The organism is Paraburkholderia flagellata (assembly GCF_021390645.1).
GTDB lineage: Bacteria > Pseudomonadota > Gammaproteobacteria > Burkholderiales > Burkholderiaceae > Paraburkholderia > Paraburkholderia flagellata.
Genome location: NZ_JAJEJT010000005.1, coordinates 577,137 through 599,932 on the forward strand (window position 1 = coordinate 577,137; position 22,796 = coordinate 599,932).

At 58.5% G+C, this 22,796-nt stretch carries 16 protein-coding genes and 3 pseudogenes; 6 read left to right on the forward strand and 13 right to left on the reverse strand.

Annotation, left to right across the window (positions count from 1 at the left end; all coding sequences use genetic code 11):
* Positions 1-153 precede the first annotated feature (153 nt).
* Positions 154-1,509, forward strand: a complete 1,356-nt coding sequence (locus L0U83_RS39100; RefSeq protein WP_233889931.1) for a purine-cytosine permease family protein — start codon at positions 154-156, stop codon at positions 1,507-1,509.
* A 100-nt stretch (positions 1,510-1,609) separates the two neighbouring features.
* Here the strand turns inward: L0U83_RS39100 and L0U83_RS39105 are convergent.
* From L0U83_RS39105 to L0U83_RS39120, 4 genes and pseudogenes are all read right to left on the reverse strand, one after another.
* Positions 1,610-1,774 (reverse strand): annotated as a pseudogene (locus L0U83_RS39105) (aminotransferase class IV); the annotation flags it as partial.
* A gap of 49 nt (positions 1,775-1,823) precedes the next feature.
* Positions 1,824-2,237, reverse strand: a complete 414-nt coding sequence (locus tag L0U83_RS39110; RefSeq protein WP_233890031.1) for an aromatic-ring hydroxylase C-terminal domain-containing protein — start codon at positions 2,235-2,237, stop codon at positions 1,824-1,826.
* 2,614 nt (positions 2,238-4,851) lie between these two features.
* Positions 4,852-5,820 (reverse strand): ParB/RepB/Spo0J family partition protein, encoded by a 969-nt coding sequence (locus L0U83_RS39115; RefSeq protein WP_233889932.1) that lies wholly within the window; start codon positions 5,818-5,820, stop codon positions 4,852-4,854.
* Positions 5,817-7,028 carry a ParA family protein gene (locus tag L0U83_RS39120; RefSeq protein WP_233890024.1) on the reverse strand — a complete coding sequence of 404 codons (1,212 nt, stop codon included), beginning with the start codon at positions 7,026-7,028 and terminating at the stop codon, positions 5,817-5,819. The genes L0U83_RS39115 and L0U83_RS39120 overlap by 4 nt, the downstream gene beginning before the upstream one ends.
* Before the next feature lie 917 nt (positions 7,029-7,945).
* Here L0U83_RS39120 and L0U83_RS39125 point away from each other — a divergent pair.
* On the forward strand, positions 7,946-9,349 hold the full coding sequence (locus L0U83_RS39125) for a replication initiation protein (protein ID WP_233889933.1): 1,404 nt from the start codon (positions 7,946-7,948) through the stop codon (positions 9,347-9,349).
* A 164-nt stretch (positions 9,350-9,513) separates the two neighbouring features.
* Here L0U83_RS39125 and L0U83_RS39130 read toward each other — a convergent pair whose 3' ends face one another.
* The 3 genes and pseudogenes from L0U83_RS39130 to L0U83_RS39145 form a co-directional block, all read right to left on the reverse strand.
* Complete coding sequence (locus L0U83_RS39130) at positions 9,514-10,353, reverse strand: AAA family ATPase (protein WP_308445131.1); 840 nt, start codon at positions 10,351-10,353, stop codon at positions 9,514-9,516.
* 219 nt (positions 10,354-10,572) lie between these two features.
* A pseudogene (locus L0U83_RS39140) lies at positions 10,573-11,639 on the reverse strand (ATP-binding protein); the annotation flags it as partial.
* A gap of 1,630 nt (positions 11,640-13,269) precedes the next feature.
* A complete protein-coding gene (locus L0U83_RS39145; RefSeq protein WP_233889935.1) occupies positions 13,270-13,653 on the reverse strand; it encodes a hypothetical protein in 384 nt (127 codons plus the stop codon).
* A gap of 831 nt (positions 13,654-14,484) precedes the next feature.
* Here L0U83_RS39145 and L0U83_RS39150 point away from each other — a divergent pair.
* A complete protein-coding gene (locus tag L0U83_RS39150; protein WP_233889936.1) occupies positions 14,485-14,661 on the forward strand; it encodes a hypothetical protein in 177 nt (58 codons plus the stop codon).
* A 10-nt stretch (positions 14,662-14,671) separates the two neighbouring features.
* The gene (locus L0U83_RS39155) at positions 14,672-14,851 is read left to right on the forward strand and encodes a hypothetical protein (protein ID WP_233890032.1); all 180 of its coding nucleotides are present in this window, start codon (positions 14,672-14,674) and stop codon (positions 14,849-14,851) included.
* 190 nt (positions 14,852-15,041) lie between these two features.
* Here the strand turns inward: L0U83_RS39155 and L0U83_RS39160 are convergent, their stop codons facing one another.
* A complete protein-coding gene (locus L0U83_RS39160) occupies positions 15,042-15,383 on the reverse strand; it encodes an H-NS family nucleoid-associated regulatory protein (RefSeq protein WP_233889937.1) in 342 nt (113 codons plus the stop codon).
* A gap of 598 nt (positions 15,384-15,981) precedes the next feature.
* Here L0U83_RS39160 and L0U83_RS39165 point away from each other — a divergent pair.
* The gene (locus tag L0U83_RS39165; protein WP_233889938.1) at positions 15,982-16,584 is read left to right on the forward strand and encodes an H-NS histone family protein; all 603 of its coding nucleotides are present in this window, start codon (positions 15,982-15,984) and stop codon (positions 16,582-16,584) included.
* A gap of 578 nt (positions 16,585-17,162) precedes the next feature.
* On the opposite strand, the gene L0U83_RS39170 is transcribed toward L0U83_RS39165, so the two are convergent.
* The 5 genes and pseudogenes from L0U83_RS39170 to L0U83_RS39190 form a co-directional block, all read right to left on the reverse strand.
* Complete coding sequence (locus L0U83_RS39170) at positions 17,163-17,354, reverse strand: hypothetical protein (protein ID WP_233889939.1); 192 nt, start codon at positions 17,352-17,354, stop codon at positions 17,163-17,165.
* A 374-nt stretch (positions 17,355-17,728) separates the two neighbouring features.
* A complete protein-coding gene (locus tag L0U83_RS39175; RefSeq protein ID WP_233889940.1) occupies positions 17,729-18,133 on the reverse strand; it encodes a hypothetical protein in 405 nt (134 codons plus the stop codon).
* A gap of 273 nt (positions 18,134-18,406) precedes the next feature.
* Positions 18,407-18,931: pseudogene (locus L0U83_RS39180) on the reverse strand (IS110 family RNA-guided transposase); the annotation flags it as partial.
* A gap of 205 nt (positions 18,932-19,136) precedes the next feature.
* Positions 19,137-19,442 carry a hypothetical protein gene (locus L0U83_RS39185; RefSeq protein WP_233889942.1) on the reverse strand — a complete coding sequence of 102 codons (306 nt, stop codon included), beginning with the start codon at positions 19,440-19,442 and terminating at the stop codon, positions 19,137-19,139.
* 992 nt (positions 19,443-20,434) lie between these two features.
* Complete coding sequence (locus tag L0U83_RS39190) at positions 20,435-21,568, reverse strand: helix-turn-helix transcriptional regulator (protein ID WP_233889943.1); 1,134 nt, start codon at positions 21,566-21,568, stop codon at positions 20,435-20,437.
* A gap of 758 nt (positions 21,569-22,326) precedes the next feature.
* Between L0U83_RS39190 and L0U83_RS41005 the strand changes: the two genes are divergently transcribed.
* Positions 22,327-22,686 carry a superinfection immunity protein gene (locus L0U83_RS41005; RefSeq protein WP_373321197.1) on the forward strand — a complete coding sequence of 120 codons (360 nt, stop codon included), beginning with the start codon at positions 22,327-22,329 and terminating at the stop codon, positions 22,684-22,686.
* Positions 22,687-22,796: the final 110 nt, after the last annotated feature.

Consider the following 22,796-nt stretch of genomic DNA (forward strand, 5'->3'; position numbering starts at 1 on the left):
ACTCGCGTTCCGTGTGGCCTCGGGCCACACGGCGGGCGCGCTCGCACCTGCTTTGCAGCATCGGCTGCCCGCCCGGCGTCAAGGCAGCCCCGCGGCAACATCGCACTGCGGTTAAGACGCTGTTCGCAAATTCCAGACTTGAGGAGCACGTTCATGGCCAATCTGGCGCAGGAAAGCACGGAGGGAGACGTCGATCTTTCGACTGTCGCCATCCCCGATAGCGCGAGAATGCCCCCTTTCTCGCTGACGATGGCGTGGTGGGCGGTATGTAGCGCAGTGTTCTACATCGTGGTCGGCGCGACGCTTGCGCTGAATTACGGCGCACGCAACGCCTTGATCGGCATGGCGCTATCGGTTGTCTCGTATGGCGCCGTCAACGCGATCATCAGCCGATACGCCATTCGCACGGGTTTATCGGTTGCGCTCTTCTCGCGTGTGCTGTTTGGCAGCGCGGGCGCCGCGCTCGCGACGCTGATCTTCTTCGCGACAGCCATTTACTACGCGGTATTCGAGGGCTCGGTCATTGCAGTCGCGGCCAATCACCTGTTTCCCGCGCTCGCATACAAGTGGGCCGCGCTGATCGTAGTCTGCTACAGCGTGCCGCTCGTGTTCGGCAGCGTTCAGCACTGGCTGGACAAGTTCAACGGCGTACTGCTGCCGTTTTACCTGCTCGGACTCCTCGCGGCCGTGGGACTCGCGACCTGGGAGTACGGCTACAACGCGTCCTGGCTGGATTTTGGCCCCAAGGGCGCGGTGCCGGCCGATGGCTGGTGGCACTGCTTCGTCTACTACATGGGCGTGTGGGTGCTCATGATGTTCACGTTCGACTACGCCCGCTTTGGGCGCAAGGAGGATACGCAGTATCACGGTCGCTGGAATTTCGGGATGCCGTTCTATCTCGTCACCTTTCTCGTGAACGGCGCGGCCGGCATTTACCTCGTCAGCACCATTCCCGGCCTGGGTACGCTCTCCGAAGTATCGGTCGTGTTGGCATTGCTCAAGCTGATGGGCATCTGGGGACTGCTGTTCGTGTGGGTCACGCAGTCGCGCATCAACACGGCGAACTACTATCTCGCGACCATCAACATGCAGGCGTTCTTTCAGAAGATCGCCGGCCTGCGGGCGCCAAAATTCGTGTGGGCACTGGTCGTCGGCGTTGTAGTCTATGTCCTGATGATGGCCGACATTTTCTCGAAGATCCTCATGGCGCTCGCCTGGCAAGGTATTTTCGTTGTCGCGTGGGTGGGCGTTGCGCTCGCCCATATCACCTCTGCACGCTATGTCCAACTCATAGGCACCGATATCGAATGCCGCGATACCCATGTACCGCAGTTCAATCCCGGCGGCTTGATTGCCTGGTTCGCGGGCGCCTTTGTCGGCTTCGCATTGAACAGCGGATCGGGTTTTGTCGCTTCGCTGTCCGCGCCCGCCACCTTCGCCATTTCGTGGGTCGTGTATAGCGGTCTGCTGGCCACGGCGAAGCGAACGTGGTTCGTGCGGAACACGTAAGCGAGTTCACTTCGTCTCCACTTTTCTGCGCTCTACTGACCGAGCCGCCGCACGCGATGCCCGTGCTCGATTCATGGGTCCTCGGTCAGCCCTGACGGCTTTCCCGTTTGGCCAGATCAATAATGGAAGCACGCGTAATACCTGGCAATATGGTGCCCGATAGCGGCGGTGTATGCAGAGAACCGTCGTCCATCACGAAGAACACGTTCATGCCACCCAGTCACTCGATCCATTTGTGTTCTGCTGCGTCGAGGAACGCGACCTGGGTCGTCGTCCGACTCTCGCAGCCCTCGGTGTGAAGCCACGCCGGCCCGTCAGGCCAGTGCCAGGACCTTCTTGAAAACGGTGTCGAGCATCTGCACCGGGTCGCGCGCCAGGTCCATCGCACGCCACGCGATGAAGTGGTCTGGACGCACGAGCACCGCGCCACCCGGCCCGAACTCGCGATTCCGCAGCCATTCGCAACGGAAATCGAAGCGGTCCCCCTCGTGCACGCCGACCGTGAATGCTTCGAGCGCAATACCGTAATTCGCGGCTAGCCGGCAGGCTGCCTCGCACCATGCCTGCCCCTGCTCGCCGGCAATCAGCAGGAAGCGGCCCCGGCCGACTACCCCGTTGATCGAGTAGCGGCCGCGCATATCTTCGAGCCACACGTGCGGTAGCGAATGGCCGGGCTTCGTGCTGGGGCGGAAATCGCCATCGCGATCGAGCGGTATCCGCCAGCTCAAGGTGTTCCCGGGCGCCGTACAGGCGCCGCGAAGCGGAGCCGGTGGTTCGGTTCGAGACGCCGCCGGGCAAACAGATGCATGCATTGCTCGCTACAAATTACGTATTTTTTGATACACCACCCCGCAGGACCGCTACACTCCGCCAATTTTGGACTCCGGCCGCGCTTTATTTCCGCCAGAGGCGCTGGCATCCGTGAAACATTACCTGCATATTCGGCTATAACGCCCACCACACAATGCTTCCGGGCTGGCTAGGTTCTTTTCGACCCTGTTTCACGCATATGCTAAGAGGCTGTCGGGTACTACACGAAGACAATCGCATCGCAGTTGATCGTGACGTGGTCTTCCGTGACTTCCTATATTGAAGCCCATGCGGCTTTGGCCACTCTGCGCGTCATTCGCGGACGACACCAACGCTAATGTCTAGACGCCGGCGGGTCTTCGCCGCGCCGGCCGAGAGGCGCAGCCGCGGACTGCCCCCAACCTCGGCGCAGGGTCCATTGCTATTGATGGCGGCTTTCTGCATTGGACGGGCGACCTTCAATGAATAGATTGTTAGTTGCGTAATATATTGGCGAGATCGAACTCGGGTGAACTGCCGTTTTTATGCGCAAGCAGTCGATCGGGCGCAAGTTGTTCCCTGGGAAAGCCGCATCGGCAACGCGTTGACTCGAGAGCGCCTAGCGCCCACTGCAAGGACCGCGGCGCAGTGCCCCAGGATTCGCCGCATGGATGCGACAAGTTCACATCAATGGCGGCCAGTGACATTGCCGACGCGACTGGCCCCCTCCGCACGTTCCCGCGAAGGTCACGATGAGACGCGATATTGCCGTCAGCGGGGGCAACGGCAGCAGTCAAAGCCCCCTAACCAGCGAATGCGCGCCAGCAAGGCGGATGATGAACCGAAGTCAGCGATTGACGATGTTGCGTTAGCGACAACGAATTTATCCCCGCGACTAATTTGCGCTGCGATGAATGCCTAGCCTAGATCCGTGCAGCACGCAGGGCAGGCGATTCACCTGTGCCACACGCGCGGGTAGCACCAGAATGCGGGTTCTTGTAGGACGAGACGCTTGATGCATGCCGCAGCCAGGAGGTGAGCGTTAGGCTTTGAACAGGCCACTCGCAGCAATGCAGCCCCCCTTAGACTACTTGTAGTCATTTGCATCAGGCCGCCTACGTAGGCCCCTATCGTGGCATTAGGGAAAAGCATCCGACACCAACGCCCAATCCCGACCTAGGATCGGGCAGTTCCCCACTCAGCCTCCGATGGCGATCCATCGCACCAGTCTTGCTATTGCCGCGATTCGCCTCACACGTAATGGGTCTGCATTGGAGACGGTATAGTGATTTCCAATTCGGGGCTTGGGGGGTGCTAGAACCTGATTACCCTGAACCTCCGATGGAGAATCTGATTCCCGAGACGAGGCCGGAACTCTGTCGCGGCGCAGTTACTGGTCACCTCAAGCTTACGTCTTGGGAAATGTCGTCATTGGAGTCGCTGATTCGCAGGGCCCGGCGGCGCTAGTATGCGACGCGAGCACCTGGCCCCTGGCGCGAATACGATTTCTCACGGGACCGTTGAAAGCCCTGTAATTTCGGGCAATCGGCGCCTACGCTTCGACGGTCGCGAGAGCTGGGAATGAAACTCACAACCCTCATCGCGGTTACCACTAACGGCCAAACGGAGGCCGTCGAAGTTTGGCAGCGTCAGCACGAAATCGAACCGTCGAACCTCTGCATCTTGCTGCTGGGCCGAGTGGTTCCGGCGCAAACCGAACAAGTCCGCACCCTCGCGACGGTTCCCACTTGTCGTGTTGCGCCCGTAAGCTAACGATCGAAGGATCAGCCAAGTGGATATTGTCCCGGGACACCGCATCCTTTGTCGGCGCCCCGGATTATTTGTTGTGAGCGGTGAACGCGGATGCCGACGGAAGTCTCATAAAGTCCGATGTCCGAGTTCGTTCGTGAGCGACCGTCAATCGCCCCCATTGGAGCGAGCGCTTCCGACCCAAATGCGTCTTCGACAAGATAGATCGGGTCACTTGATTGCGACGCGAGTTTGGCCTCAATCGGACACTGCCTATGTGGCCGCCGCACATGCGCCAGGCTGAACAACCAGAATCCATAGTATGGACCCCGCTCCCGTCCATGTGCGTTCGCGCCCCAGGATCTACAAGCCGAAGGTCGGACGCATCGTTCAACGGCCGACTCCAGACGCGAGTCAACGCTATGAACGGAGCTATGAGATGCTCCGGTTCGCGACGCACGCGTCAATGACGCTTCGAAACTCATGTGCGAGATTAAGTTTGTCGCAGCGATTGATGTCTCAATCCATACTATGGACTCGCGCGATCTTCCGATGCTGCTGCAACCAATCCCCCCTCGGCAGATCGCGGTTGGCTTGACAACGATGCCCGTAGCGCCAGTTACCGACTCGCTGAGTTCGCCAATCCATACTATGGACTCCCCACATGGCGCGCTTGACTTCGGGCCTGCGGAATCGTCACAGAAAATGACTCAGCCCGGCTGGAGCGCCACTGCCCATAGTGTGGATTGCGCGGCGCAAATAAAAAAGCCCGCACTAGGCGGGCTTCAACAAAACTGTCTCACTTCATTTCGGGTGCTGATTAAATGACTGGCTGATAAGCGCCCGAATCTGCGCCTCAAGAGTCTCGGTGATCACCCCTGGTTTGAACTTGACCGCAAAGCCATTCACGTCCTTCGTGATCGAACCCGCATGCTCCTTGCCGGCGAAGAATTTGTCGATACTTCTCTCGTTCGCAGTCGTGGACGTCGTTCCCCGCGTGGCAAGTAACTTAATCGCTGCCGCGACCTTTCCTTGCTCAAGCTCGCCTGAAACGACGTCGGGCCAAACCTCTCGCGCCGCTGCTAGCCCAGCTTCACCAAATTTTCGAATTGCCGACACGATCGCCTCTGCTGCGTTCGCACCCAACAAACGCGGTTGAATCTCCAGATCCTTGAGGATAAACGTCGGCAGCTTGTCGAAACTCAGAAACTGAAAGAGGCCGCTTCGCGAGAGCCCCAGAGCTTCCGCCAGTCGCTTCCTGTCCGGAAACTCTCTTTCTGTGCGGCGGATAGACAGGCTGATTTCATAGTCTGACAAATCGTCGCGACTGACGTTTTCGACCATTGCCAGAACCGCCATGTCAGAATCCGAGCAATCGGCGACGACTGCCTTGATCGTGTCGAGACCCAGAACCTTGTGCGCACGCCAACGTCGTTCACCTGCAACGATCTGATAGCCCGACTCGACACGGCGAACTACGATCGGCTGCACCTGGCCGACCTCGCGGATCGATTCTGCCAATTCGCTCAGCTTCGCTTCGTTGAATATTCGCCGAGGCTGCCATGGATTGGGCGCGATGTTAGCAACAGGCAATGCCGACGTCACGCCTGCCGCCTCGAGTTCCTGAACGCGAAGTTGCGCAACAGCAAGTGCGCCTGCGAGCCCAGGCGCGGTCTGCGTACGCTCCGAGCGCTTCACCTCGTCTTCCTGGATCGCCGACGTCTTTCGAATACCGGCCGTCTTCGCCAGCAGTTGTTCACGCATGTTGCTCATTGCGCAGTCCTCCATTTTTCTTCATAAATTTCGTCCAACCAACGGCAATAGTCGATGAGGGGCTGCCGTACCCGCTGCAGCGCCTTGGCTGCGCTATGTGAACTGCTGATATCGAATACCGTGGAAAAGGCTAGTGCTCCGGTGCTCATGACCGAACTGGCAGGCACTTCAATCGCATGGAGCCAGTTTTCATAAGCGCTCTCTGCCCACGCTCGCACGATAGGGGCAGACGAAGTCCGACCATAGTCCACCCTCGACAGCAGCAGCGAGATGAAGTCGTACTTCTTGCCTTGTTCGTACTTGATGAAACTCTTCGATACGTCCGAGAATAGCCGCCAGAATGACAGCGAGCTGATGAAATCGAGGTTCTCCGGCACCATCGGCATTACGAGCGCGTCAGCTGCAAGCAATGCGTTCAGGTTCATATATGAGAGCGACGGCGACGTATCCATGAGGATGTAGTCGTACTGCTTGCGCAGCGGCTCGAGGCCCTCCCGCAAAACGGTCCAGAACTTGAATCCCGGCTTGACCTTCTGCATCGCGGGCAAATGGAATTCCGCCCCAATGAGTTCCGTGTGCGCTGGTATGACGTCGAGGCCGTCCCAGTACGTCGACTGAATACGTGCGCCCAAACCACCTTCGATTTGCTGGTCGTAAATATAGGGAAGCACGGTGTCTTCCGGTGTTACGTCCTTCTCAGCATATAGACCGCAGAGCTCAGACAATGAGGCTTGCGGGTCGAGATCCACAACAAGAACTTTACGCCCGCGCAGCGTAAGCCCCTGCGCAAGGCACATCGTGGTCGTCGTTTTCGCCGAGCCACCCTTTAGTTGGGCAGTTATGATAACTTTCCCATCTGGTTCCCTTGTTCCGGTGACGAGCGGAGTCTGGTAGATATCTGAGACTTTCTGTACCCAGATGCGAGCCTCTTCGAGCGTGAAAGTCCGCGTGCGGCCTGAGCCCGCTGCTGTCCCCGGTGGCAATTCGCCATCCCCTTTTGTGGCCAGATACTGAACCTGGGAATGGGTGACGTTGCACATCGCAGCAATTTCACCTGTCTTGAATACCGGGGCCGCCTTGCGAGGCCTAGGCGCAAGTATGGTTTCGCGCAATTCATCTGTAAAAATCGATACCTTTTCAGCGAACGCGCTAATCTGTTCCAAGGGCACAGTCCGATCGACTGCTGGAAGTTGGCTTGTTTTCACCATTCTGAGGTTTTCGAGAAAATTTCGATAAAGCTCATAATACAGAAACAGCATGGATTTTTCAGCCTAAATCACTGTAAACACAGAAATTTATTCGAATCTTGGGCTCAAAATCCCAGAAATCGTGCCGTCGCAGGCCCAATCTCCCTTTGAACTGAGCACAACGGGGCTCACCTTCCCATCCGCAGGGCGGCCAAGTGGCTCCGACAAATGGAGAAAACCACCGGCTCCAGGGATTGCCGCACATTTGACCTCACCGTCAACAGCGACCGTTCACGCGGCCTTCCCCGTGATCCACGCATGCGAATCGCTGTGTTCGTCTGCGTGCACAATGAACCTCACCTTGAATCGCTGTACTTCGCGACTCGGGAAAGCACGCTTTCGTAGAAATAGCTCATCCCCTCACCGGCTCGAGGTCCTTTATGCATCAGAGCAGTCGTCACGCAGATCCGTGTGTGCGCAGTACGTGAGTTGTTTTGTAAACCTAAAAACTGGACAAACAAACTAACGGATCATCTGCATTTCAATAATAATCAAATACTTAAGTCGAGAAAGGTGAGGGTCATTGTGCTCAAGGTGAGGTCTGTTGTGCATCAGAGGGAGGTTTTGCACCCGAGAAGGTGAGATCGCAGCTACACGATGGTGAGGTCTGGTGTGTGTGACTTCCTCTTATCCACAAGGGTGAGATTCATTGTGCGCGATGGCACGAGCCTTCCGGAAACCCATGCCGCACGGGCGACCGCGAGAATCTGGGCTCGTTAGCGGTGAGGTTTGTTGTGCGTGTGGTGAGGTTGTTTGTGCACAGATCGACGTAAAAGCGGGGGCCCTCCTAAGTCGCCTCACGATGGTGAGGTTTGTTGTGTTGACAGCTCACCTACGGGTGATACAGTCCTGTGACTTCAATCCGCGCAGACCACGCAATGGCATCGGACAATCCGCAAGAGGGCAGAACGAGAACGACCCCAAGGCAGATGGCCCTGGCGTTGTTCGAGGACATGTTCGACCTCGGTTTGCCCGTGAACGAGTCAAGTCGCGAAATCGGCTATCAACGCAACAACTTCTTCACCGAAATCGTAAATATGGGGTTGCCGGCGCGACGCTTCCTGGACGCGGCGTACTTCATCGTCGCCCAGGAAATGCAGCCGCAAGATCAGTACGATGTCGAGCTGAACTATTTCAAATGGCTGATGCGCTATGACAGCCGCAATCTCAAGCATCTGCGGACGATCGCGGACGAAGCGCAAAACGCCAAGATCCGTGTAACGAATACGCCGTCAGACCGCGATCCCAACGAAGACGATCTGTGGGCCCAGGTGCAGCTCATCGGCCTGGTGGCTTTTCATCGCGGCCGTATCCGGTTCGACGTTCACCCGACCCTGGTGCCGCACATTCGCGACCCGCGCACGTCGCACTGGCTGAGCCTGCGCATCTCGACCGCTTTCACGCGCAGCCTTGCGCGAGCCATCTACGACAAGGTTCTGCCCAGTGTGGCGGTAGGGCGCACCGAGTGGATTCCGCTTGAAGTGATGCGGACGTGGCCAGGAAAGATGGGCGCGAACGCGGCCATTTTCAAATACTTCAAGCGCGACTGGCTAGAGCCCGCAGTTAAGGAAATCAACGAGGTGTCCGACATCGAGCTCTCGTACGAAACGAGGACCGAGTCCACTTCGTCGAAGAAGATCGATCGCATCCGCTTCGTGCTCAAACGCAAGGAAACAGCGGACGCCGTCATGGCAAGCCTCGCTGATGCGAGCCATGTCTACAAGGTGCTGAAGGACGAGTTTAACCTTTCGCCCAGACAGTTCAGCGAGATCTCCGAGAACCGCGATACGTGGACGGACGAGCGCATCCAGCAGGCGATCGAGTACACGCGCTTCCGGCTGCATCGCGGTCAAGTCAAGAAGAGCCCATCCGGTTATCTGATGAAAGCGCTACGCGACAACTGGAAAATGTCGGAAGCCGAGCGGACGATGGTTGACGTACAGGCGAAGCTGCTGAGCAACGAAGTTAAGCCGAGTGCGGAAGCGGCGGCCGTTCCCGCTCCTGTCGCGCGGAGTATCGCGTCGAGAGAGGAGGAGTCGCGTTCGCGCATGAACGAGGAAGCGACGCTCGGCCGCGAGCACTATCTGGCAGCCGATGAGCGAAGCAAGCGAGATTTCATCCGTGGCTGGGTGACATCCCGCGAGGGCAAGCTGATGCTCCGCCGCATGAAACTCGAGCCGACGGATGTCACCGAAGACGATATCCTCGCAAACACGGAACTCGGTTGGTACCTCGGTCAGTTTGTTTTTGGAAGGATCAGCGCAACGCGAGCCGGCAAATAGAGACATCAGAGCTCCGAAGCGTTTTTCTTACTGTTCCTAGGTGCCCAACTTAACGAGCGGCCGGCGCGGTGTCTATATGGCCAGCGTGATCCTAATAGCGGACGCTCGACTACAGCAGGAGGACGTGCGCGGCCGCGTGCAGTACTGGTACTACACGCGGCCGGTCATTGGGCAAATATTGAGTGTGCAGCGTACACAACATCTGCGACGCGAAAGTCCACCGTTTGTTCACGCATGCGCCGGAGCGCAGCGAGCGTCATCGCCTTGCGCACGAGCGCGTCGGCATCGGCGATAGTCCGGCCGCTGAGAAGCCTGATTGTTTGGGCCACGGCTCCTGTTTCAACTTTCCAGGCACCATCGAGCTTACTGGCCAGAATTGTTCGCACGTACGCTGCCATTGCCTTGTTTGTTGGAACATCGAACAGGATTTTTTCCTCGAACCGGCCACTGCGTACCGCGGCCGTGTCAATCCGGTCGTAATGGTTGGTTGCCGCGATGAAGAGCACATCGGGTGTCCTTCCCGCAGCCCCATCTAACGTTGAGAGCAGCTGTTCAGTCAGCATTCCGTGGCCTGTGTGGCGTCGGTCCTGCAGGATTCCATCCACCTCGTCGATAAACACAACGCACGGACGGACGTCACAGGCCTCACGGTACAGCCGGTCCCATGACCTCGGGTCTGCAATGATGTCGGCACCGGTTGTCTTCAGGAACGCCCATCCGCTTGCCTTCGCGAGCGACATCGCGGCCTGGGTCTTGCCTGTTCCTGGGGGGCCGACAAACATGACTCCGCGCGGAAGCGTCGAGCCGAGTTTTTCGAGATTTTCGATTTCCGTCATGCGGTAGGCCAGATTGCACAGCGCGCCGCGTGACGCATCGGGCATGATGATGTCGGAGATGTCCTTGACGCCCTCGGGCAGTCGTCCCTTGCGTCCATGGAGTAGACGCATTGCCTTCATACCGATCTCAAACGTCACCGGGCCCGTGAATTCCTCATCGCGATGCATCCCGCGCAGTTGTCCACCCAGTGCTGTCAGCCGTGCTGCGCTGAACCCTTCCCAGCGGCCGGCGAGCGCGGTGATCGGCTCGCGCTGCGCAAATCGGTCACCCAGTTCCTCGGTGATCGAGCGCCAGAGAAGCGCAACGCGGGCTGGGAGATCCGGCGCCGGAATCTCGACCTTGTAGTCAAACCGTCCCTCGCGTCTTCCGGCTCCGTCGAGGTCATCCAGGAAGTTTGTCGCTGCGACAAGGATCACCTTTGAACCGCGCAACCCAACGATTTCGGTGAGCATTACGTTAGTCAGGTCGCGGTCCATGCTGTGCACGTTGCCATCACGCGGTTTGATGAAGGAGTCAATCTCGTCGATGAAAAGTAGACAGGTCCCGATCCTGCGTGCCTCATCGAAGACTGCCTTTAGCTTCGCAGGGGTTTCGTTGACCCACTTCGACGCCGTATCGCAAAGGGGATGTTGAGCTGGCCCGCCAGCGCCTCAGCAAAGAACGTCTTGCCGTTGCCCGGATCCCCGAACAGCAGGATGCCGTTATTGCGCGCTTTTGACGTGTCGTCAAGAATCTCCCGCGCCATACGGAACAGACGCGATTTCGTATCCTGCATGCCAACGACAGCAGAAAAATTGTGTCGCGGTTTGCGTACGCTTTCACTGAAATCCCATGTGGGGGCAGTCACCTGCTGAGTCGGTACTGCACGAGGCTCCTGCATTGGCGCGGGTCGCGGCGCTGATATCGGCGTAACCGGCACTTCTTGCGGGACAGTTAGCTCTCTTTCAGTGGTCGAGTGCATGGCTCGCGCCACTGGTGAGCGCAGTTCACGTGCTACCACCGGCGTGCACTGCGGGGTGATCTTCACTTCCAGCGGGATGATGACGCGCGTGCCGTTGACGATCATCCTGGCAGGAGTCCGACGCTGATGCAGCCGCCAGAGTTTCAAGGACGCCGCTGCAATGACAGCGATGGCAGCAAGACTCCAGGGCGTGAATGTAAGGGCCACGAGCATCATGCCGATGACCAGGACGATGAACGCGATCCAGGTCCACGCGCGCACGCTCCGGTTCGGAAGCCAGACCCGCGATGCGGCAACCAGCGTTGCAACCGTAGCCGCAAGGATGTGGACGGAACCATGATGGAACAGTGTGCGCCATTCGTGATTCAGGAAAGCGAAACACAGGAAGACAGTGACGACACGAGCAATAATCAGTAATACAAGATGTGGGTTTTTCATTCTGGTTTCCAGGAGAAGAGTTCCGGGCGGCATGAGGATCGCCGTCCGGGTCATTCGATTTCAGTGTGTGCCCAGCCACTTGCGATGCAAGTCGATGGCGAGCAAAGGGAACGCCGGGGGCGCTCGCTTAGCGGGCCGCCTCGTGACGCCAGAAGCGAACCGGCACGTGGATGCGCCTGCGCTGGATGCGACGTCGCCTCAACCGACAAACCGCGACGCGCTTTCTCCGGGTTTCACGCCTGCGGACATAGCGCAACGTTGACAGACGCCCCTTCAGAGGAACTGTCAGGCGGGCGAGCCAAAGCTGGATAACTTCGACGGGGACTTCGTCGGGTATATAGATCGACATCCGTCGACTCGAGATGCGAGTCACGGAGCTCCCATTTGGCTTGAAAGCAAATCGGCGAGTTTTCATCAGTTGACTCCGGAAAGCGTTATCCATCGATTCGGGCGTGCGGCGCGTTCACTTCCCGTTGCGACGGCATATCCACCTGGCGAGCCTGATGAGCGGGTCAAGGACGTCTAGAAGAAAGCCACGCGCTTCATCGACGGCGATTTTCCAGATTCTGTTCTCTTTGAGCATTGATACGTACTCCAAATTTAAGTGAGGATGTGTTCGCCAACTTCGTGCCGCCAGCATCGCCCGGTACCAGCGAAACCGTGCCTGCTGACTGCGGTGGTTGGTCTGTCACACAATTCCAGGATTGGCGTTGGCGACTGATTCAGCATCTCACGGGATTCGCGGAGCGCAAGTCGCCCCGGGCGAACGACTCGCGTACAGCAGTGCGTAGAAGGAAGAGGGGGCTGGTCGCGTACGCGTAACACGCCATCAATAAGGCGCAACCGGAATCTTGATGCATTGCGGGCGGCAAGCCCGTCGGCTGCAGGAATGGACACGCCGGAACGTCAGCGACAGCACCAGGTCGGACGTGATAGCGGGGGACTGGCTGAACACCCGGATGAGTTCGTCACCGGCAAGCACATGGAGTCTGCTCATCCATATGGCCGACGGTCGAACGGCGGGGGTGTGATCGTTACATCACGCGACGTGGGCGCTCAAGCTCGTGTCACAGAGGCCGCCAGGCTACGTCCCGGTTGTACGATCGAAGCGGGGCGACGGCAAGGTCGCCGTCGATGGGATGTGGTTACCTTCAGAAGAAAGCGCACACGTTGAATGTGCGTTCGCCGCAAAGTGGCGTGCTCCTTCAGTTTCAATTTGCCGGGCGGATGGGCCACAATCCCGGTTCGCAAGTGAGCGATCGTGGACCGTTACTGAGGGCAGAGACCTGCTAGCGGACCAACAAAGAAGCTCCCTCCGGTTTCTACCATGAGGCCTTCTATTCCAACCAGCGATGATCGATCGCCACGTCTAACGTCAATCGCCACGGCAGTACCACAGGATTCCTTTCGGAATTCGATGCCATCGTGAACATGTCGTATATGCAATGGACTACGTCGCTGTTGCAGGACCCGATCAGGGCGCCGAAAGGAAGGCGGTTCGCTTGCCTACGGTCTTCGTGTGAGCGACCTGGTTTGCCGAAAGACCCGTGATCGTTCGATCGTTAAAGCGCGAAACGACGCGCAAAGTCAGTGGCGCCTGACGACGGTCAACACGTCGCGGTAAAAGCATGACCCGGAAGTGCGAACGCTGCGATTGGGTTACTCATTCGCGTACGTTCGATGTCTAGCAGTGCCTGTGCAATGCGGCATCAAGGGTGCAGTACGCGGCGTTACGATCGACATCATCCCGCCAGCTTAGCCGCGGACGACCGTCCCCATCGCGAAAGTACAGCACGCCCTTCAGATCGAAGCCGCGGGGCAGGTAGGCTCCGGCCCGCGTGGCGCGCAACTCTTTGAGGCTATGGGGGAGCCGTTCGTGGTCCTTCTGGAACGCAAGGGCGGCAGATGCCGCGGTGCCCAGTTCGGCCTGCGGCCAGTCGTCCTTTGTCAACTGGGCGGCGTATTCGGGGACATGCTCACAGGCGACCATCGACGCGAAACCAGCAAGGAGAGCGACGTTGGCAATGACACAAAGTTCGAGCACGGTTCGCACTGCTGTTCTCACCATGAGTTGTCTCCGGTTCCGTATGAGTTCCATCTCAAACATTTCTATCATGTGTTGCAGAGACGGCAAGTCAAGTGCAGCGAACGGTTCTGTCGTTGCGGAGGTGAACGTGTCTCACCCGTCGGTGGCAGACGCACTGCGCCTTGCGGCTCCGTCGCAGTCCGCACGGCTACTGGCCGGGATCTGGGCGTCAATATTGGGTAATGCTTACTATCACCTGCCTCTAACGCACGGGCGTTTCAACGGACGAGGTGAGTCCTCACGCCGTTACGTCGATGTCGAGGGTGGTGCGACACTGGACGCGCGAACGCCTGGCACCGGAGAACCCGTGCGATGTCGCGCTTGCAGCGCACGATGGTGATTTGCGGATGCCAACAGCGCCAGCGGGAGTGTAATGGCAATACGATGGGTCAATGTGTAGGGCCGCGCTGTGGGGGGACATATCCAGCCGCCAGCCTTTCGTCGGGTCTGAGGATGAAGCCGCGTGAAGTCTCAGGAGGGTGGGGCGCGGTTCCGCCATCTGTCCTGGATTTGGATTCAGCCCAAACGATTGCGGGCATTTTCCTTTCGGCATTGCAGCCGTCCTTTCTTCACTTAAGGCAACGGTCTCCCTCGCCGTTCCCGGTTTGCCCGTTTCCCATCGCGCGTTTCCAGGTATTCACCCTAGGTGAACACGACGGTCATCCCGCCAGCACGCGTTTCTGATTCGCGGCCCGGACAAAGCTTTCGTTCTGGTTGTGTTGTTTAAGCCTGATTTAAGCGACGCTACGTACCCTCCGAACGACACCTTGAGAGACAACAGCTCGAGGCATCACCGGACGGAAAGAGGTTGAGATGGATTATGTGATTACCGACCTGAAGATGGTCGAAAGCTACAGCCGCATCAAGGCTGATAGCGGCAAGCAAGCGCTGGAAGAGTTTGCGCTCAGCAACGGCTACTTCGACCTGATGGAGTTCGCCTCCGTCCGGCCTGCGTTCGTCAATGGCCTGATGGCTGTTCAACTGCAATAGGGACGCTGACGTGACCATGACCCTGGGAGAGGCTCTGGAGCATGCCGAGCTGCTGGAAGCCTACGGCGTGATTTCCAGGACGGCGCAGGCGCTCATCCTGATGAGGCGCGAGTACCTCGACGTCGTCGGCGCTGAGAGATATGAGTTGATTTTCGCGGAAGCAGGTTTGACCCATCCGGATCCGCGATGACCCGAACCGCTCATCACGCACCAACGGAAAAGCGTCAGGTGAATCCATTGTGTAGCGCCAGGGAGAAGCAATTCCCGACCCGGCTGTCTGCGGAATTTTCCCCGGTCCCGAAGGGGCAGCGCGAACATTCCACGGACTGAATCTCTTCGTCGCCGCGCCAAAAGCAAGTCTATACAGAACTGCCGATTACTCAGGAGGCCGCTGCCTGCTCAGCTTTGACTGTAGCCAGACGGGTGCCGGCGAACGGGTCATTGCGCCAGTCGGTACCGGTGCGCTTACCTGGGTCACGGCTTGACGCCCGGTCAATTGCGAAATGCTCAAGAGACTGCCCGGCGCTCGTCGCCTGTACTACCCATTGCGGCGGAGCGCCTTTGCCATCCCAGGTGTTTCCGGAAGCGTCGCGAAAACGCACTGCCCGCAACTGTTCCTGATCGGCCGCAATTGATGCGGCGATATCTTCCGGTTTGATTCCGAATTCGGCCATCCGTCTGCGCAGATAGGCCACGATGCTTTCGCGCTTTCTTTCATCCATTCAGTATGCTCCGCACAACAATCTGTCGTTGGGCAGGTGATTGTAAATTGCGTGCCGCCAGGATACCACGCGACCCAAAGCTGGCCATGCTGCAGCAGCGAAGATGGCGGTGGTGATTTGGTCGGCGTTTTGACGGGAGCGGCACGTGGCCCGACTGTGGGTCGGTATGAATGGAGTATAAATCAACCCATAAACGACGCCGGGTTTGTTTGCGCACCTTGAGGCATCTTTTGTTGTACCCACGATTCATTGCACGGAACGAACAGGAGCGTCGGTCACACGACGCGGCGATGCGTGGGTACATGTCTGGAAAATAGGGAATTGAATCTCTTGCGGCGGGATAGCATTCGAGAGGGAAGGGCAGCGGTTGCGTTACGGCAGACAGCATCGGCGGCGCGTCTACTTTCAAGCTCCAGTGATAATTCAAAGCGCCGCACACCATGCATTTGATTTGCACGTGCGTACTGATAAAGTCATAATCACGACCGCGACGATGGCGTCAATTCTGACGGGAAGACCGAACTTCGAAATGCCTGGGAAACAGGCCAGGAAAGTTCCAGGATCGCATGAACGCTAAACCCCACAGCGAGGAATAGAAATGGTTACCCTGGACGCAATCAACTCGAAAATTGCCAAACTCCAGAAGCAGGCAGTGGCGATTGCCGAAAAGCAGTCGTCGGTGGGCCTGACCAAAATCCGTGACCTGATGCACAAGCACGGACTGACTGTCGCGGACATCGAAGGCTTTGTCGCGAAAAGGCGCGGTCGCAAACCGGCGGCTGGCCAGGAGCAGGCGGCAGCAAAAGCCCCGCGTGCAGTCGTGCATCACGTTGCGCCGAAATATGCTGATCCGAAAACGGGCGCGACGTGGTCGGGCCGGGGCCTTGCGCCGCTCTGGATTCGCGATGTCAAGGATCGTTCGAAATTCCTGATTGAAGCCGGTGCAACGACGAAGGCCGCCAGCGCAAAGGCGGCTCCCGCGAAAAAGGCTGGCGCAAAGCGTGTCGTGGCTAAAAAGGCGTCGAAGACAGCAGTTGCCACTAAAAAGGCCGGCCGTGCAGCGGCTGCTCCGGCAAAGGGTGTGCGTGGACGCAAGGCTGCAGCACCTGCGAAAAAGGCTTCGGCACCGCGCAAGGTTGCAGCTAAAAGGGCTCCGGCCGCAGCTGGGGCAGCTGCTGCGCCTGAAGTCGCAGCAGCCTAACGTGTAACGGGCGATACAGTCGTAGATGGCGCAGCGACAGGCTGGTCACGCTGCATTGGCTGCCCGTTACGACTGGTCACCCAGGTCTGATCGAGCGTCGCCTTGCGGCTGGGTGACGCGACGCCCGTCAATGAGGAAGCACGGACGCCGATCCGAGCGCCTTATATTCCATGACACAGCGCTTCGAGCTTGTTTCCCTCGCGTTGCCAGCGGGCTGTCCACCGGAGTCGGTTCCACCGGGCGTCGGTCGGCTGATCTCGGCAGCCTGGCCCGGCATGAGTCGCGCGCAGCTCGTGGACCGCGCCCGACGGCTCGACATGCGCGCATCGCTGCGGGTACAGCCTGGTATCGGACCGGATGGGCTTACGCACTTCAGGCTCACGCTCAGCTTTGCGGATGAGAGTTTCGAACTCACTGCTCACGTTCGTCGTGCAATCCGTCGACGTGCAGGCGCACGACGCCACAAACCTTCTCTGCCGCCAGCGCGCGACGCCAGACAGCAAAGCCTTTTCTGAGTCTCCAGAGGCTGGGCAACAACGCCGTGCGTCAGGCAGGCGTCGCCGCTGAAAGGCCTTCCTCTAGAGAATCCTGAGATTGCGAATCTTTCCAATTGTCGGTGAGGGCTCGACGATCAGGCTGGCGATGAATTCCGGCAACAGCGCGCGCGGCACGTTCGCGGGAATATCGGTCACGAGCTGCGACGGCACCTGAACGATGAATTCTTCCGGCGCAGTGGCCAGGCTATGTTCGTAAGCGACGCGAATTTCCATGTTGTTTGCGTTCGGGGACGTGGAGCCCGGCAATGCATTTATCGCGCGCCAGGCTGTGAATGGTTGTGGGCGCAGTGTAGCGCGGTATACCTTTGACTTCGCTCCGCCGGGCGTTGCTGAATTGCCTGTTATGAGCGCTTGCGCGCGTTTGTCCTCGAATGCGGGGTTCACCGCACGCGATTTCATTCCCTTGCGGCGCACCTACGGCGGTTGGTCTCCGTCTATGGGGGCTGGTTACCAATCGGATTGGCCTGAACAAACTGTATGACGTTTGCTCGCGGTTTTCTCACACCCGCGTGTGTTCGCTTGCCATCGGGCTTCAAGGTACGTCGCGCTGACTGACGTCTGATTCCCGCGCGTGAGGCATGGTGAGGCTACCGTGCTACCCGGAGGTGACTGTCATTGGTGCGGGTGTCACGTGTCGCCAGATCAACGAGCTTCCCGAGGTGATCACTCGCGCGGACAACGATCTCCATCCGGGTCACGCAGAGCTGGCGGTCGTATTCGTTGACCACGGTAGTGAGGCCATCGATCAACGCTTCAGGTACCTTCCAGACGCCGGTCCGGTCTGCCTCGTTGAGCACCTCTTCGAGGCCATGCTCAACGCGTTCCATTTCCCCGATATCGAGCTTCCCATGTCCCGCGCGGGTGATGAAGCTGGCGATGATGACCACCTGCGAGACGAGATTGATCAGGGACCGGTCCGCTTCACCATTGCGCAGGCGCTCAAGCGCGATCCGTGCACGCAACGCGAGATCCGAGGCTTCGCTGCGGGGCATGGGGAGAAAGAGCAACTTTGCGTGCGCTCTGGCAACTGGTCGACGTGTTGATTGAGAGCTCTTCCTGTTGCGCATGTCCGGTAGATGGTTGATCTGGATTTGACCTCACCTATAGCGATGTTCATTCCGGGATCAAGTGCGACCACCAGATAAAGTTTGCACTAGCCGGTTTGCGGGTTTCGTGACGGGGCCGCCCCAATGAGGTCGCCTTGTGACCCGGTTCCGGCGGTCCTTCCTCTGTCCCATGCCTTCGTTGCAAGCCGCGGGGCGGCGCGAACGCATGCGATTGCTATGGGCAGTGCGCTCCTGGCGCAGGCGATCGAGTTCACGGTGTACTCGGCGCTCATCTTCCTGTTCGGGGGTCGGGATGCGCGCGACTGCCCACACCCGGCGCTTACCACCGTAGTAGCGCATCAGCATCGACAGCAGCTTGTCGCTGTCAAGCCGGTCAGTCTTGGCGCGACGTCTACGCCGGTTTACTTCGATACTGGCTGAATCCACCACCAGATTCGTGATCTGATGTGCTTCCAGGCAGCGATGCAGCCAGAAGCCATCACGCCCGGCTTCATAACAGCTACGCACCGGTGCATCGCCGACCAGATGACAACGCACCTTGGCCTTCGCAATCGCCGCGAAGACTGCGGCCGTATCGCCAGTGGCTACTGTGCAGCGGCTTGGCGCGCGTACTCCATCGCCCAGCGAAAGCTTCCAGCTCCTGTCACCCAGTTCGAAGGCGATATACAGGGATCCGGTGATGGTTGTATCCTGCCCGCGAGGGGCCGTGCGAGGCGCATTCATTTGCGTACTCCTCTTGGAAGACGGGTGTTGGAATCTCCGTTTTACTCCAGGAGGCTTACTTCCGCGTCCCCTCCATAGTATCTAGAATAGCCAACCTGGCGGCCGTAGCAACGTGTGACGCTTTCGCCTAATCGGCAGAAACAGGACGCGCGATGCCGCAGGTGCGCGGCGCAATGATTGTGGGAGCAAGACAGTGAACGATGAACTAAGGGCGCAGATTGGTGTTGTCGCGGGCAAGCTCGTGCAGGAAGCGATGACGACCGGTCTGACATGGGAGGAAATAGTCGCCGCGTTTGGCCTCGCTGCTAAAGCGACCGCGCAGGCCGCAGCGAGTGCGGGCGATGCGCCGGCATCTGAGTGCGTAGCACGTGCGCGCAGCTGTTTCGAAGATGCGTTCGCGCAGGACGTCCACGTCGTCATTGCGGATGGCGGTGCGCCAAAGCGCGACGCCGAAGCCGTTGAGAATCCGCTTCTGGCAACTGCCCGCCGTCGTCAGGCATCCAAACTTCATTGACCCGCGGGCGACCTCCTCGCCGCGGATAACGTGGCACACCCTGATCAGTCATCCCAGGAAAACCTGGGAGAGAACTGGCCTCCGCGAGCCTCCCACACCATCTTCCAGATGATCGCCCGGCGCTGCGGGTCGGTGGCAAGTCGCCCGACACGGCGCAACTTTTGAGCGTACCGGAACCAGACCACCTGATGCGCTTTATGCGTCATGGCGCGACGGGCCTGGCACGCTTCATAACAGGATCGCCTGCTGCAGCAGGCCGTAACGACTGGCGCGTACCGGGAGAGATCGGAGGCGGATTGTCGGCAGAGAGCAGGGCGGCCAGTGCCGGCTGCGGGCAGGCGCTGATTGCACGGGTCGCAGAGGATCTGGCGCGGTTCGGCAGGGCCAACCTCGCCAGCATGCGTGCCTTTTACCTCACCTGGCCCGAAGCTGAGATTATCCAGACAGCGTATGGATAATCGGCTGTCCGCGAGAACGTCCAGACGCCGTTTGTAGAATCGCGTGAGCAGTTCCGCTGCCCGCAGACGACTTGGGGGAGGACAATGTTAATTAGTAATGCAATGTAATTAAAAGTGATGGCGACACTCGGTCTTACGTGACTCACCGCCGTCACGGAGTCTGCTGCGACCACCAGTTGACGCGATGCACCAATACCGTACAACCGAAACCTCTGTTACAGCCAGTCGAAGTTCGACCGACTGAGCAACTCCGGGCCTTTTCGATCTGATTTCAACATCACCAAATGGCAGCCCTTAACGGGAATTGCCAGAAAGGCACGGCGGGGTGGCCTATCCAGGGTAACAGAATCGGTTCATCATATGAAGTGAGCGGCCTCCAGAGGCGCGGGTCTGCAGGCGGGGCGAAAGACGCCAACCGGCCCTGATGTTCCGCAACCCGGTGCGCAGCTTCGAATCTCGCGACAATCACATCGCGCTCTTGCGAGCGGCCATTCAATCCGCCCCCGAGTTCCTCTGCCGCATCAACGATATTCAATCACTAGTTGCAATGTCAATCACGTGGCGGTGCACAAGGGCCACCAATTCGCCTTGGCGCTGGGTGCCCGTCTTATTCAACAACGATTTCAGCTGACTGCGGACCGTATTCAGGCTCACGACTTTGCTGGTCGCAATTTCCTCGAGACTACGCCCATCCGCAAGTTCGCTGGCCAGCCGGGCCTCGGCTCTTGTCAACATGAATAGTTGCTGCAGGATCTCGGGGGTGGACGCGTTCGCATGCTGAGTGTCCCGCACCAGCACCATGGCCATCGGCCGGTCGGTGATCGCGCTCAGGTCGCCCGCATTTACCGGCGCGACTATCACCGACAACGGCGTATGTCGAGCTCGCTGTAATGTGAGTGCGCCAGACAGGGGCGACAGTCGTTCCAGGTTTTCGCGATTGCACGCCAGTTGGACGAAGCGAAGCAGGGTTTGGGTCGTCGCGGACGAGTCAGTCGACAGGTGTCTATTGGTCTCCACCAGCCCGTCGGCCTTCTCAAAGAGGGATTGCGCCGCGCGGTTCGCAAAAAGGACTTTTGAGGTTTGGTCAGTCAGGATTACCGCAATGGAAAGGCGGTCCATCGCGGCTAGTCCCATGTCACGCTCAATCGCGTGACGCATGAACGTGGAGCGCAACTGGAACGCGCGTTGCAGGTGCGGCAACAGTAGTGCCATCTTGCGTCGGTCGTTACCGTCGAACTCGGCCGCATTGTGGCTCGCCTGCACACCGATCATTCCAATCTCGTGCGGGCTGACGGAAACTCCTCCACCGACCACGAAATACATTTCCGCTTTTCTGAGGAAATCGAAATGCTCGCTGCGGGTGAGTAGAGCGTTGGGAACCAGTTCCGCGCCGATGTAAGCCCTGTCGAGCCCTTTCGCAATCGCGCCTTCGGCACGGATATCTGTAGCGTGGTAGTGATCCTGATATTCCTGCATTAGAGCGGGGGAAACGTTTGCGGTGCAACCTAGCACGACTGTTTCACCGTTCGAGCGTATTTGTATCGTACAACTATGGGTACCGAACATGTCTGCGATCTGCCGGCTCACGCTTGACCAACGACCGCTTTCGATCGCTGCATCGTACGCAGCATTGAGCAGGCGGCTGAATTCTTCCAGCTCTGTCATTGAGGCCCCCAGTTACTGCACTGACGCGCGCCAAAATCTTCAGTTTTTCACTAATTTGGGTGATGCCGTTTTCATTTCACAAACCTAACATAAACGGGCGAACTGGTCGATTGGCAACTATCAGAATGCTTGCTTCACATTGCGCCGCTCATTTGTCTGAAGTGTGAAAGATCTCGGCTTTTTAATTGACATGTCAAGCGTCGTGAGACGTTCGAAGCGCAGAATGAGTGCGATGTTGAGCCTATAGATATGCACGCGCAGGTGTGCGTGCAGTGAAATCCAAATAACGGTGCTCACGGTGCTAACGGGGGAAATATGACGATCAGAACCACGGCTACAGTTTCGATGCTGTCAATCCTGGCGGCTTGCTGCGGAGGAAGCGATGATCCGTGCCAACAATACAACGGCGGCAACAATTGGACGCTTGCACGTCGACGCAAGCGGCTGACACTTCTGCCGGAGCAAGTCAGCCGACGGTGTCAACTGCGATCCCAGAGGGCATTGGGGATGCGGGCAGTGGTACTGCCGTCGCCGTGGCAACAACGATTAGCAACTAAGAACTGAAGTGTTTGATAGTACGTTCAGTATTCCGGCGCTGACTTGCCGGGAGGTTCGGACCTGTCCACGTCGTGTATCGAGACGTGCCTCCGGGGGGAGCGACGTTTTTACAAGAATCGAAAGCTGCAGCGCGCAGATGACCCGATGGACCGGACCAGGTAGCAGACGCACAGTAAAGTTATTGACGGGGCCTTCATCAAATGACTAGCCAGCCAACGTTGTCCCTGATCAGCAGTGCTGGAGTGTGCGCTGGGTCACTACTTTACTTCAGCCCGACACTTGTGGCGCTGGTACGTTCACACCATAGGTTCAAGATGGTGGTGCTCATCAACCTCTTCGCTGGTTGGACCATTTGCGGTTGGTATGTTGCCTACTATCTGGCATCAGGACCCGTGAAAGGCGCTGACGGATTGCGTGCGCGGGGCCGGATTCGCCTGCATCTGCCCTGGTACAAGGGCTTGCATGGCAGGGATGCAAACGCTGCTACCCCTGATCTCCTGACCTCGTTTGGAACTTCGACAGATGCACTCCAGGGAGCGCTGCTGCGAAAGCGGGAGTGACGACGCGCAACCAGCGCAGGCGACATCAGGGAATCGGCGTTGGCATCGTTGAGGTGATGCCTCCCCGAGTGCGACCATGAAAGATCAGTTCGCTGTCTTGTCTCTTCGGC